At 68.8% G+C, this 13,420-nt stretch carries 10 protein-coding genes; 1 reads left to right on the top strand and 9 read right to left on the bottom strand.

Annotation, left to right across the window (positions count from 1 at the left end; all coding sequences use genetic code 11):
• The first annotated feature begins 136 nt into the window (after positions 1-136).
• A complete protein-coding gene (locus ACVOK1_RS00870) occupies positions 137-685 on the top strand; it encodes an NADAR family protein (RefSeq protein ID WP_481560764.1) in 549 nt (182 codons plus the stop codon).
• A 122-nt stretch (positions 686-807) separates the two neighbouring features.
• Here ACVOK1_RS00870 and tkt read toward each other — a convergent pair whose 3' ends face one another.
• From tkt to ACVOK1_RS00915, 9 genes are all read right to left on the bottom strand, one after another.
• Positions 808-2,805 (bottom strand): transketolase, encoded by a 1,998-nt coding sequence (tkt, locus tag ACVOK1_RS00875; RefSeq protein ID WP_481560765.1) that lies wholly within the window; start codon positions 2,803-2,805, stop codon positions 808-810.
• 174 nt (positions 2,806-2,979) lie between these two features.
• The gene (locus ACVOK1_RS00880; protein ID WP_108769838.1) at positions 2,980-4,314 is read right to left on the bottom strand and encodes a dicarboxylate/amino acid:cation symporter; all 1,335 of its coding nucleotides are present in this window, start codon (positions 4,312-4,314) and stop codon (positions 2,980-2,982) included.
• Between the two features lie 57 nt (positions 4,315-4,371).
• The gene (locus tag ACVOK1_RS00885) at positions 4,372-6,066 is read right to left on the bottom strand and encodes a BatD family protein (protein ID WP_481560766.1); all 1,695 of its coding nucleotides are present in this window, start codon (positions 6,064-6,066) and stop codon (positions 4,372-4,374) included.
• Complete coding sequence (locus ACVOK1_RS00890; RefSeq protein WP_481560767.1) at positions 6,063-7,862, bottom strand: VWA domain-containing protein; 1,800 nt, start codon at positions 7,860-7,862, stop codon at positions 6,063-6,065. The genes ACVOK1_RS00885 and ACVOK1_RS00890 overlap by 4 nt, the downstream gene beginning before the upstream one ends.
• On the bottom strand, positions 7,859-8,863 hold the full coding sequence (locus ACVOK1_RS00895) for a vWA domain-containing protein (RefSeq protein WP_481560768.1): 1,005 nt from the start codon (positions 8,861-8,863) through the stop codon (positions 7,859-7,861). The genes ACVOK1_RS00890 and ACVOK1_RS00895 overlap by 4 nt, the downstream gene beginning before the upstream one ends.
• The gene (locus tag ACVOK1_RS00900; RefSeq protein WP_481560769.1) at positions 8,860-9,309 is read right to left on the bottom strand and encodes a DUF4381 family protein; all 450 of its coding nucleotides are present in this window, start codon (positions 9,307-9,309) and stop codon (positions 8,860-8,862) included. The genes ACVOK1_RS00895 and ACVOK1_RS00900 overlap by 4 nt, the downstream gene beginning before the upstream one ends.
• Positions 9,306-10,235 (bottom strand): DUF58 domain-containing protein, encoded by a 930-nt coding sequence (locus tag ACVOK1_RS00905; protein ID WP_481560770.1) that lies wholly within the window; start codon positions 10,233-10,235, stop codon positions 9,306-9,308. Before ACVOK1_RS00905 ends, ACVOK1_RS00900 begins: the two co-directional genes overlap by 4 nt.
• Positions 10,236-10,243: 8 nt before the next feature.
• Positions 10,244-11,269, bottom strand: a complete 1,026-nt coding sequence (locus ACVOK1_RS00910; RefSeq protein ID WP_481560771.1) for an AAA family ATPase — start codon at positions 11,267-11,269, stop codon at positions 10,244-10,246.
• Between the two features lie 166 nt (positions 11,270-11,435).
• Entirely contained in the window at positions 11,436-13,406 is a 1,971-nt protein-coding gene (locus ACVOK1_RS00915; RefSeq protein WP_481560772.1) for a type IV pilus secretin PilQ, read from the bottom strand.
• Positions 13,407-13,420 lie beyond the last annotated feature (14 nt).

Consider the following 13,420-nt stretch of genomic DNA (forward strand, 5'->3'; position numbering starts at 1 on the left):
GCGTAATCGCGTAATCGCGTAATCGCGTAATCGCGGCGACGGTAGCGCCGGGCCATGCCCGGCGGACAAGCGTCAGTGCCAACCAAGGTTGGCACCTACTACCAGGGCGTCATCGCTGACGCGGTATCCTTTAGGGATGAAAGACGATTCCCGTTTCCTGCATGACCTGCAGCAGCGCCAGGCTGCAGGTGAAGACCTGCGTTTCCTCTGCTTCTGGGGCCACCAGCCGCCGCGCAGCGGCGTGTCCGCCTCCTGCTTCAGCCAGTGGTATGACGCCGGCTTCGACAGCGATGGCGTGCACTACCGCACCGCCGAGCACTACATGATGGCCGGCAAGGCACGCCTGTTCGGTGCCACTGACCTGCTCGACAAGATCATCGCCAGCGCCACGCCGGACAAGGCCAAAGCACTCGGTCGCAAGATCGAAGGCTTCGACGAAGCGCGCTGGACGCAGGCCCGCTACGACCTGGTCGTGGAGGGCAACACGGCCAAGTTCGCGCAGAACCCGGAACTGGGCGCGTTCCTGCGTTCCACCGCAGGCCAGGTGCTGGTCGAAGCCAGCCCGGTGGATTTCATCTGGGGCATCGGCCTGGCCAAGGACCACGCCGACGCGCACAACCCGGCGCAGTGGCGTGGGCTGAACCTGCTGGGGTTCGCGCTGATGGACGTACGCGCGGCGATGTAAAAAAGGGGACGGAGGGGATTAAGTCGTTTGTGCACAAACGACTTAATCCCCTCCGTCCCCTTTTTGAAAACGACAAAGGCCGGCTTGCGCCGGCCTTTCCCTTTCCTGCTTCGCGGGGCTGCTTACAGCGCCTTGGCGGCTGCCACCACGTGGTCGGTGGTGATGCCGAAGTGCTTGAACAGCTTGTCCGCCGGGGCCGAGGCACCGAAGGTGTCGATACCGATCACCGCGCCGTCCAGGCCGACGAACTGGCGCCAGAAACCGGTGACGCCGGCTTCGATCGCCACGCGCTTGCGCACGGCGTTGGGCAGCACCGATTCACGGTAGGCCGCATCCTGGCGCAGGAACACGTCGGTGGACGGGATGGAGACCACGCGGGTCTTCAGGCCGGCGGCGTCCAGCTGGGCCTTGGCTTCGGTGGCCAGCGAGACTTCCGAACCGGTGGCGATCAGGATCACGTCCGGGGTACCGGCGGCATCGGCCAGCACGTAGCCACCGCGCTCGATCTGCGCGATCTGCTCGGCGCTGCGCGGCTGGTGCGGCAGGTTCTGGCGGCTGAACACCAGGCAGCTCGGGCCGTCCTGGCGGGTGATCGCGGCCTTCCAGCTCACGGCCGACTCGACGGCATCGCACGGGCGCCACACGTCGTTGTTCGGGATGTAGCGCAGCGAGGCCAGGTGCTCCACCGGCTGGTGGGTCGGGCCGTCTTCGCCCAGGCCGATCGAGTCGTGGGTGTAGACGTGGATGGCGTGGGCCGGGATCAGCGCGCTCATGCGCATGCCGTTGCGGGCGTAATCGCTGAACACCAGGAAGGTGGCGTCGAACGGAATGAAACCACCGTGCAGGGCCAGGCCGTTGGCAATGGCGGTCATGCCGAACTCGCGCACGCCGTAGTACACGTAGTTGGCGTTGGCATCATCGCTGGCGACCGACTTGCTGCCCTTCCACAGGGTCAGGTTCGAATGCGCCAGGTCAGCCGAACCGCCGACGATTTCCGGCAGCAGCGGCGCGAAGGCTTCGATGGCCAGCTGCGAGGCCTTGCGCGAAGCGATGGTGGCGCCTTCAGCGGCGACCTTGGCGATGTAGGCATCGGCCTGGGCGACGAAGTCGGCCGGCAGCTCGCCATGCGAACGACGGGTCAGCTCGGCGGCTTCTGCCGGGAACTGCGCGGCGTACTTGTCGAACTGCTGTTCCCACTCGGCCTGGCGCAGGGTACCGGTACCGCCGGCACGCCAGCCGGCGTAGATCTCTTCCGGAATCTCGAACGGGCCGTAGTTCCAGTCCAGCGCCTTGCGGGTCGCGGCCAGCTCGTCCTTGCCCAGCGCGGCGCCGTGGCTCGATTCCTTGCCGGCCTTGTTCGGCGAACCGAAGCCGATCGTGGTGCGGCAGCAGATCAGGGTCGGCTTGTCGCTCTGCGACAGCGCGGCCTCGATGCCGGCCTTGATGCTTTCCGGGTCATGGCCGTCGACATCGCGCACCACGTTCCAGCCGTAGGCTTCGAAACGCTCGGGGGTGTTGTCGGTGAACCAGCCCTCGACGTTGCCGTCGATGGAGATGTGGTTGTTGTCCCAGAAGCAGACCAGCTTGTGCAGGCCCCAGGTGCCGGCCAGCGAAGCGGCTTCATGCGACACGCCTTCCATCAGGCAGCCATCGCCCATGAACACCCAGGTGCGGTGGTCGACAATTTCCAGCTCCGGGCGGTTGAAGCGCTGTGCCAGCAGCTTCTCGGCCAGGGCGAAGCCCACGGCGTTGGCGAAACCCTGGCCCAGCGGGCCGGTGGTGGTTTCCACGCCCGGGGTCTCGTGGCGTTCCGGGTGGCCGGCGGTGTGGCTGCCCAGCTGGCGGAACTGCTTGAGCTGCTCGATCGGCAGGTCGTAGCCGCTCAGGTGCAGCAGCGCGTACTGCAGCATCGAGCCGTGGCCGTTGGACAGCACGAAGCGGTCACGGTTGAACCACTGCGGGTTGTTCGGGTTGTGCCGGAGATAGTCGTTCCAGAGCACTTCGGCGATATCGGCCATGCCCATGGGCATGCCGGGATGGCCGGAATTTGCGGTTTCAACCGCATCAGCGGCAAGGAAGCGGATGGCGTTGGCCAACTGGCGACGGGTAGGCTGCGTCATGGTTCTGTCGGAATCGGGAGGCGGCCGCGAAACTGCGGGCGCGCCATTGTCCCACAGACGCCCGGCAGGGTCAGGTCAACGTCGCCCGGAAACGAGACGGGGTCGGAGCCCTTTCCTTGCGGAGAGGGATCCGACCCCGTTCAGGCTCTGCCGGCCAGCGGCCGGCACTACCGATCAGTTGTCCAGACGCGCCGCGGCGGCAGCCGCCTCGGCCGGGGTGTCGGCCGCTTCGCCCTTGGCCACCAGGGTGGTCAGGGCCAGGTCGCCGGTCACGTTCAGCGCGGTACGGCACATGTCCAGGAAGTGGTTCACGCCCAGAATCAGGCCGATGCCCAGCGGGTTCACCCCCACCATGGCGCAGATCATCGCCACCACCGGCAGCGAGCCGGACGGCACACCCGCAGTACCGATGCCGCCCAGGATGCAGACCGCCATCACCATCACCTGCTGGCCGATGGACAGGTCCACGCCGAAGAACTGGGCCAGGAAGATCACCGTCACGCCCTCGAACAGCGCGGTGCCGTTCTGGTTGGCGGTGGCGCCCACGGTCAGCACGAAGCGCGAGACGCGCTGCGGCAGGCCCATCTGGTCGGCCACGCGCAGCGCGGTCGGCAGGGTGGCGTTGCTGGAGGCGGTGGAGAAGGCCATCACCGTCGCTTCCTGGGTATCGCGGAAGAACGACAGCGGCGAACGGCCCGACAACCACACAGACACGCCGTAGGTCACGAACATGTGCAGGGCCAGCGCCAGCACCACCACGCCCACGTAGGCGCCGAGGCGGAGGATCAGCTCGAAGCCGAACAGCGCAGCCAGGTTGAACATGAAGCAGGCCACCGCATACGGGGCCAGGCGGATGACCAGGTTGATCAGGGTCATCGAGATTTCGAACACGCCTTCGATGGCGCGACGCAGCGGGGCGACCTTCTCTTCGTCGGTCAGCACCATGCCGATGCCGAACATCAGCGCGAAGAACATCAGCGACAGGATCGCGCCGTTGTCCGATGCGGCCTGCAGCACGTTGCTCGGCACGATCGACAGCAGCATGTCCATGCCCTTGGGCGTGCCATGGATGCCGGCCACGATCTCCTTGCTGCGCTCGGCGTTCTCCGACAGCATCAGCGCGGCCGTCTGCGGGTCGACGCCCGCGCCGGGCTTGAGCACGTTGACCAGCACCAGGCCGATGCCCACGGCAATGCCGGACAACAGAATGGTGTAGGCCAAGGTCTTCCAGCCGATGCGGCCGAGGGCGCGGATGTCGCCCATCTCGGACACGCCCATGATCAGCGCCGAGAAGATCAGCGGCACGATCAGCATGAAGATCAGGTTGAGGAACAGACCCGACGCCGGCGTGGTGATGTAGTCCATGACCCACTTGGCACCAGCCTGCAGACCATCGACGCTGCCGCCCAGGGCATGCACGGTCAACCCCAGGATCAGGCCGATCGCAAAGCCGATGCCCATCTTCCAGTGCAGGGGCAACTTCTTCTTGTCGGCAGCAGCTGCTGTCATACGCGGCATTCCTCGAAAAATGAATCTACTCTAACAAAGCGCGCAAGCCGCGCCGGTTCAGGGTCGCTGCGTGGGGTACAGCGGCGCCAGCCCAGTGTCGACGGCTTTCTGCGGCGCCGACCAGTGCGGTCCGTCACGGAAGCACTCGCGCAGGCGCGCACGCAGCACCGAAGCTTCACCCTGCCCGCCCCAGCGCGCGGCCTGCAGGTCCAGCAGCACCTGGCGCTGGGCCGGATCGGCCAGGCGCTCGATCACCTGCTCCAGGCGTTCGACCCCGGCCATCGCACACAGCTGTGCCTGCACCTGGTCGAAGCCCTCGCCGTCGAGTGCGCGGCGCAGCTCGGCCACGCTGCCACGCGATGCGCCGCTGTGGCTGGTACCTGCGGTGATCGGTGCGCCGGCAGACGGTGCGCGACGGCCACGGCGCCAGCCCCAGGCCAGGGTCAGCAGCCACAGCACGGCCAGGCCAATGGCAGCCGCGATCCAGGGCCACGGGCGCGCAACGGCCGCGCCGAGCGGCACTGCCGTTGCTGCGGCCGGCTGCGCGTCGTCGCCGGGCAGCGCGGCCTGGGTATCGAGGGGCTGGGGCGCCGGGGTGCCACTGCGTCCGGCGGCCACCGTCAGGGTCAGGTCCGGCAACGTGGCCTGCTCGGCGTTGCCGCTGTCCACGTTCCACCAGCTCACCTTCGGCCCCGGCACCACCAGCGTGCCGGCCTGGCGCGGCACGATCGAATAGCGCCGGGTGATCTTCAGGCGCGGCGTGCTGCCGCTGAAGGTCTCATCGTACTGGGCCGGTTCGGCAAAGACCTGCCCGGCATCGCCCACGTCGGGCACCGGCAGATCGGTGAACTGGGCGCGGGTCGCACCGTTGGCCACCGCCTCGACCACCACGGTGGCCGCTTCGCCCGCACGCGCACTGCCCGGCGCCGTGGTGTAGCGCAGCTGCAGGCCGTGCAGCGGCAACCAGGGCTGCGGTGCCTGCGCCGGCTGCGCGCGCACCTGCAGGGTGCGCTCGGGGGCGACGGCATTCGTGCGCCCGTCGCCGCCGGCACCGAAGAAATCATCGAAGAAGCCACCGGCCGTGCGCCCGTTGAAGCGCGCACCGGGCAGCCGCAACGGCCCGCTGCGTTCGGGAATCAGCAGGAAGCGGCGCTCCACCACGTTGTAGCGGCGGCCGTTGACCTGGCGCACGTCGGTGCGGTCCTCGCCCACCCGCTGCAGCGAAGCACCATCAGGCGTATCCAGCACCAGCTCGCCCGAGGCCAGCTGTGAGGCGAAGTACAGGCGCACCACCACGCCCACGCTCTGCTGCACGTAAGGCTGCGCGTCGTCTACTTCAGTCTCGACGAAAGCGGCGGCATTGCTCTGTGCGGTGGCCACCGTGCCGGTGCCCACCTGCAGCTGCAGCGGTTCGGTGCGCTGGCTGCCGACCTGCAGCGAGGGCACCAGCAAGGTGCCGCTGCGGCGTGGGGTCAGCGTCACCGAGTACACGTTGCGCTGCTGCATGCTGCCGTTGCTCCATTGCACCTGGCGGTTGCTGCCCTGCGCGCCGAGCACGAAGTCCGCATTCAACGGCGCAAAATCCGGGCTGCCCTGGTCGGTTTCCACCTGCAGGATGACCGGCTCACCGAGGGTGGTGCTGGCCGGGTCGAGCCACGCACGCGTCTGCGCCAGCGCGGCGGACGGCAGCCACACCAGCAGCATCGCCAGCAGCACCGTCACCTGGAATGTCCTGCGCGGCACGCCGATCATCGCCCTTCCCTCTTTCTACGTTCGTTTTCCAGCTGGAACTTGGCCCGCAGCAGCGAGCCCGGATCATCGGGCACCCGGCGCATCCACGCCTCCACCGCCTGCTGTTCCTCGCGCTGCTGCGGCGTGCGCCCGTCGCCACGCGTGGCCGGCTTGCCCTGTTCACCGGGCCTGGACTGCTGCATGGCCTGCTGCATGCGCTGGCGCTGTTCGGCGTCGGCCTGCGCCTGTGCCTTCGCGTCGGCGGCCTGTGGACCGGCATTCGGGCCGTCTTTGTTTTCGCCGGGCTTGCCCTGCGGCGGAGGCTGTTGATCCTGCTGGCCCTGTTTCGGGTCCTGCTGGCTCTGCTGGCCCTGTTGACCTGGCTGCTGCCCCTGCTTCGGCTGCGGCGGCGGCTGGCCCTGCCCCTTGTCCTGGTTGGAGCGGTTGCTCTGGCCCTTGTTCGACGGCGGCTTGCGCTTGCGCGCAGCGTCCACCACCGCGCGGTTGGCCACGGCATCGGCCATGCCCGGATGCTTGGCCAGCGCACGGTCGTAGGCGGCGATGGCACCGTCGTAGTCGCCCTGGCGCGCAAGCGCGTTGCCGAGGTTGTACAGGCCGGCATCACTGTCGATGCCCTCGAAGCGCGCGCGCGCGGTGTCGAAATCACCATTGCGGTAGGCCTGCACGCCTTCGGCGATGCGTTCGTGCTCGCGCTGGTCGGCGCGCTGCCAGAGCGTGCCGGTTTCTTTCGCCGGCGCACTTTGTGGCTGCGCGTGCAGGTTGCCAGCCAACGGCAGCAGGCCCACCGCCAGCACCGCGGCCAGCACCGCGCGGCGGCGGAACGCCAGCAGGGCCAGCAGCATCAACGGCGGCAGCAGCCAGTAGCCTTCATCCTGCCACTGACTGCCCTGCCCCGGGCCCTGCCGCGCGGTGCCATCGCTGGCATCCAGCACATCCAGTGCACGCAGGTCGCGATCATCGGCAGCGATGCGCGCGTACTGGCCGCCACCGGCGGTAGCCACCGTGCGCAGGCTGCCTTCATCCAGCGCGGCCTGGGCGATCTGCCCGGAGCCATCGCGGTAGGCCGCACCGGTGGGCGTGCCGAGGCCCAGCACCGACACCTGCAGGCCGAGACTGCGCGCCTGCGTCGCGGCGAGCGCGGCGGCGGCATCGGCCTGGTCGCTGATCAACAGGATGCGCCCACGCAGCGTGCCGGTCTGCCGCAGCAGCTGGGTCGCCCAGTCGATTGCGCGGTCGGCATGCTGTCCATCGCGCGGCATCACCTCCGGCGACAGCGCATCCAGGTACAGCGCCACGTTGGCGGTGTCATCGGTCAACGGTGCGACGGTGTAGGCGTCATCGGCATACACCACCAGACCCACCTGGCCGCCCTGCCGCGCACGCAGCAGCGCGCCGATCTTGGCCCGTGCCTGCAGCAACCGCGACGGCGGCAGGTCGGTGGCGGTGATGCGGCTGGACAGGTCCAGCACCACCACCAGCGGCGTGCCGGCCTGGTACATGGGCTGCGCCTGCTGGCGCCAGCTCGGGCCGGCCAGGGCCAGCACCGCCAGCGTCCAGCCCAGCAGGATGGCCCAAGGCAGACGCGCGCGGCGGCGTCCACCCGCGGCCAGCAGGTGCGACAGCAGGTGCGCGTCGACGGCCTGCCGCCACGCATCACTACGGCGTTGCCGGTACAGCGTGGCGGCGATGATCAGCGGCAGCGCGAGCAGCGCCCACAGCCACTCGGGCCGCAGGAAATGCAGTGCGTTCCCATCGGGAAGCGCGGCGTGGAATGTCTGCAGAAACGTGGCGATCATCGGCGGCGCTCCGGCCACAGCCATGCCAATGCGCCCAGCAACAGCGCCAGGGCCAGCGGCCAGGCATAGCGTTCATTGCGCGGGCGCAGGCTTGGGCCCTTCGCCGCGATCGGTTCCAGCCGGTCCAGCTCGGCATAGATGCCGGCCAGCTCGTCGGTATCGCGGGCGCGGAAGAAACGGCCGCCGGTCATTTCGGCGATCTTTCGCAGGGTGGCTTCATCCACCGGGTCGCGGTCACTGGCGATGGGGATGCCGAACAGACGCATGCTGCCATCGCTGCCGAAGGCGACGGTATGCGCGCGCACGCCTTCGGCACGCGCAAGCTCGGCCGCGCGCAGCGGCTCCAGCACACCGGCATTGCTGACGCCGTCGGTCAGCAGGATCAGTACACGCTGCCCTTCCGGCTGGCTGCGCAGGCGCTTGACCGCCAGCGCGATGGCATCGCCGATGGCGGTCTCGCGCCCGGCCAGGCCGACCACGCTGTCGCGCAACTGGTCGCGCACGCTGGCCAGGTCGGCGGTGATCGGGGTGAGCGTGTAGGCACGGTCGCCGAACACCAGCAGGCCGACACGGTCACCGGCGCGGCGGTCGAGGAAGTCGGCCAGCACCGCCTTGGCCGCGGTCAACCGTTCCACCGCCTGTGAACCAAGCACCATGTCCGGCTCGCTCATGCTGCCGGACACGTCCATCGCCAGCATCATCTGCCGGCCTTCCTGCGGCGGCGTGATCGCTTCGCCCAGCTGCTGTGGACGTGCCATCGCCACGCACAGTGCGGCCCAGGCCAGCCACAGGATGATCGTGCGCAGCCAGGACGCATCGACCCGCCCGCCGCCGGCCAGCGCCTGCAGCTCGGCGGCGGCATAGGGCACGCGCAGGGCAGCGCCGGGTTCGGCCCGGCGTTTCCACAGATGCATCAGCAGCGGCAGCGGCAGCGCCAGCAATGCCAGCGGCCAAGCCAGCTGCAGGTCCGGCCAGGGCCAGTAACTTGCCAACAGGCTCATCGGCGACGCTCCTGCAGCAGCTGCAGGTAACGTTCGCGTGCCCAGCGGCGGACCTCGGCCACGTCGTCCGCGGCCACCTGCGGGCGGTACGCGCCTTCGGCCAGCAGCCGGCGCTGCGGCTCGGACAGGTCATCCTCCGGATCGATCCGCTGCCACCAGGCCTGGTCGTGCAGCGCTTCGCTGCCCGGCTGGGCCAGGCGCGCGGCGCGGCGCAGCAGGCCGGCGATGGCGGCCAGTTCGGCCGCTGCGGTGGGCGCAGCCTGCAGTTCCTGGTCGAACAACTGCAGCCAGCGCTGGCGCCGACGGCGGCGACGCTCGCGGATGAAGAGCACGATGCCCAGCACCAGCAGCACGGCGCCGGCCAACATCAGCCAGCCCGGCGCTGGCGGCCACCACGAGGGCGACGGCGGCAGCGCGACATCGCGCAACGGCAGGGCCGCGCTCACGCCGGCACCTCGGTCGGTGCAGGTGCCAGCCAGGCGTCGCTGGGCGCATCGGTGGAAAGGATCTGCACATCCACCCGGCGTGCAGCCAGCTGCTGGCGCAGGGCCTGCAGCGGTTCAACGAAGTGCGCGCGCCAGTGGTCCTGCACTTCGCTGCGGCGCAGATCCAGGCCGATGCGCTGCTGCGCGGCCAGGAACTGCAGCGGTGCCGAGGGCGGCTGCAGTTCCAGCGGGTCGACCAGCAGCAGCAGGCTCAGATCGTGGTGCTGGGCCAAGGCACTCCAGCGTGCCGGTGCGATGCGCACGGCCTGCTGGGGATCGGCCAGTACCAGCATGCGCGCGCCGGGGCGCAGCACACGGCCGGCGTGGTCCAGCGCGCGCTCCAGGCCGAGGTCATCGGCGGGTGGCTGCGCGTACCAGCGGGTCAGCGCGTCGAGCACGCGCAGCACGCCACGTGGCCCGCCGGCCGGAGCGATCGGCGGTTCATGGTCGCTGCCACGCAGCGCGCCGATGCGGTCGCCACGACGCTGTGCGGACCACGCAGCCACGGCACCGGCGCGCGCGGCCTGCACCGATTTGAAGCGCACGCGCGTACCGAAATACAGCGCCGGCGAGGTGTCGGCGACGATCAGGCTGACCCGTTCGCGCTCGGCCTGGAACAGCTTGGTATGGGCGCGGCCGGTGCGCGCGGTCACCCGCCAGTCGATATGGCGGGCGTCATCGCCGGGTACGTACTCGCGCGATTCGGCATATTCCATGCCGCGCCCGCGCATCGGTGACGGGGCCTGGCCGGCATTGCCCACGCGCCCACGGCGCGGCGGCGGCGGTCGCTGCGCCAACCGGCGCAGGGCCACCAGCTCGGCCAGCTGCGGGCGCAGGCCATCGCCTTCGGCCACGCTGGCGCTGTGCGGCGGGGATGGATCGGACATATGCGGGCTCAGGGCGCCGGCACGCGGGCCAGCAGTTCCTGCACCAGGCGCTCGCCATCCCAGCCTTCGGCCGTCGCTTCATAGCTGGGCAGCACGCGATGGCGCAGTACATCGGCGGCCACGGCGCGCACGTCATCGGGGGTGACGAAGTCACGACCAGCCAGCCACGCACGCGCACGCGCGCAGCGCTCCAGCGCGATCGAGCCGCGCGGGCTTGCGCCCCAGGCGATGCGTCGGCCGAGGCCGGCGTCGTAGCGCGACGGATCACGCGAGGCCAGCACCAGCTCGATCAGGTAACGCTCCAGCGCCGGCGCCATGTGCAGGTCCAGCACTTCGCGGCGAGCGTCGAACACCACCTGCATCGGCAGTTTTTCCGGTGCCGGCGCGGCGTTGTCCAGTGCACCGCGCGCGCGGTCGCGGGCCAGGCGCAGGATCTCCGCTTCGGCGGCCTGGTCGGGGTAACCGATGCGCACATGCATCAGGAAACGGTCCAGCTGCGCTTCCGGCAGCGGGAAGGTGCCTTCCTGCTCGATCGGGTTCTGTGTGGCCATCACCAGGAACAGCGACGGCAGTGCATAGGTATGGCGGCCGACGGTGACCTGGCGCTCACCCATCGCTTCCAGCAGCGCCGACTGCACCTTGGCCGGGGCGCGGTTGATCTCATCGGCCAGCAGGATCGGGTGGAAGATCGGGCCGGGTACGAATTCGAAGCGGCCTTCCTGCGGTCGCCAGATCTCGGTACCGGTCAGGTCGGCCGGCAGCAGGTCCGGGGTGAACTGGACGCGGGCGAAATCGGCTTCCAGGCGCGAGGCCAGCGCGCGGATGGCGGTGGTCTTGGCCAAGCCGGGGGCACCTTCGACCAGCAGGTGGCCGTCGGCCAGCAGGGCGATCAGCAGGCGCTCGACCAGCGCGGCCTGGCCGACGATCTCGGCCGACAGGGCATCACGCAGGCCGGTGAAGGCCGCATGCAGCTGCGAGGGGGTCGGCGCGGGCGGCGGCGTGGCGGATTCGGGCATCGGCGGTGGCAGATTCATGGGGGCCTTTGACCGGCGCGGAACGGCACGGGTTCCCCACATCATCGCAGGCCGATCCGCGGATTGGATCAAGGACGGATGAATGGCCATCCGCGCAGGCCGTGGGTCCACCACGAAAAAGGGCCGCACATGGCGGCCCCGTCTCGTACAGCGTGTGCGGGCTGGCTCAGTTCTTCTTGGCCACGCGCAGCACCTTCGGGGTCACGAACACCAGCAGTTCGGCCTTGTCCTTGTTGCGGCCCCGCTTCTTGAACAGATTGCCAAGGAACGGCACATCGCCCAGGAACGGCACCTTGCTGACGCTGCTGCGGTCGGTGAACTCGTACACGCCACCGATCACCACGGTCTGGCCGTCCTCCACCAGCACGGCGGTGTTGACCTCGCGGCGGTTGATTTCCGGGATTTCACCGTAGCCGGCCAGGGTGATGTAGCGCTGCACTTCGTCCTTCTTGACCGCCATGTTCAGGAACACGCGGTTGTCGTCGGTGATGGTCGGGGTGACCTTCAGCTCCAGCACCACTTCCTTGAACTGCACGTTCGGGGTCTGCGCACCGCCGGCCGCACCGCCGCCGCTGATGGTGACGTAGCCGATTTCCTTACCCTGCTTGATCAGGGCCTCGCGCTGGTTGGTGGTCACCACGCGCGGGTTGGAGATCACTTCACCACGCGACTCTTCCTGCATGGCCGACAGTTCGACGTCCAGCAGGTAACCCGCATTGAGGATGGACAGGGCGAGCGAACCGGGGTTGCTGGTGGAGGCCACCGGGAGGTCCCAGTTCAAGCCTCGCTTGATCGCCGAGGCAACCGGTATCGGAGCCGGCCCGACACTGCCGCCGGCGATCCAGTCGCGCACGGCATTGGCATTGGTGGCTGCAGTGGCCACCTGGGATTCCCGCGTCTCACGGTTTGCTTCAAGATCACCGCTGAAGTACACATTGTCACGGCTGCCACTGATGCCGAACTTGGCACCCAGTTCGCGGGCAAAGGTATCGGTGGCGATGACGATGCGGCTCTCGATCAGCACCTGGTCGACCGGGCGGTCGATCACGTTGATCAGCTCACGCATGCGCGCGATCTTCTTCGGGATGTCGCTGATCATCAGGGTGTTGGTGCGCTCGTCGGCGACGATGCGGCCGCGCGAGGACAGGAAGCCACTCTCTTCCTGGCTGGAACTGGAGCCGCCACCGCTACCACCACCGCCACCACCGATGCCCTTGGCCTCGGTCAGCGCTTTGAAGATCTGCGTGGCGCTGTGGTAATTGATCTGCACGTAATCGGTCACCAGATCCTCGCGGTTCTCGATGGCGATGCGTGCGTCTTCCTTTTCCTGCTCGAACTTGGCCAGTTCAGCCTGCGGCGCGACCCAGATCACGCTGCCGTCGCGGCGCTTGTCCATGCCCTTGGCGCGCAGCACGATGTCCAGCGCCTGGTCCCACGGCACGTTGACCAGGCGCAGGGTCACATTGCCCTGCACCGAATCGGACGCCACGACATTCAGGTTCGACTCTTCGGCAATCAACTGCAGCACGGTGCGCACCGGCACGTCCTGGAAGTTGAAGGTGACCGGCTTGCCGCTGTAGCCACGCTCCGGCACGCCCTTGGCAGCCTGGGTGACACTGCCTGCGGTGACGGCACCGACGGCGGCCGGTGCCTTGCGGGCACTGATCTCGACCACGTACTCGTTGCCGCTCTGGTAGGCCAGCGATTCGACCGCGCCGCCGGTGCTCAGCACCAGCTGGGTGCCCGCGCCGGACGGCTTGGCGTCGATGCGCTGCACCGGCGTGGCGAAGTCGGTGACGTTCAGCGGCTTCTGCAGGTTGGCCGGCAGTCGGGCATTGCCGACGTCGACCACCACGCTGTTGTCCTGGGTGCGCAGGTCAGGGATCGCGCCCTGGCCGTCGAACTGGACGATCAGACGGCCACTGCCGTCATCGCCGCGCTTGAAATCGATCCGCTGCACCGACAGCGAGGCCGGCGCGGAGGCCTGCGTCGCTACGGCGGTGCCTGCCGGCTTCTCGGCCGGTGCGGCAGCCAGCGCCGGGGCGCAGGCCAGCATCAGCGCGACTCCCAGCGCGCTGATGCGGTTCAAGGTAGAGCGCCGGATGGGTCGCAGCCCCTTGGCTTGGTGAAAAGTCATCGTGCTATCCCCAG

The sequence above is a fragment of the Stenotrophomonas sp. STEN087 genome (assembly GCF_056759115.1).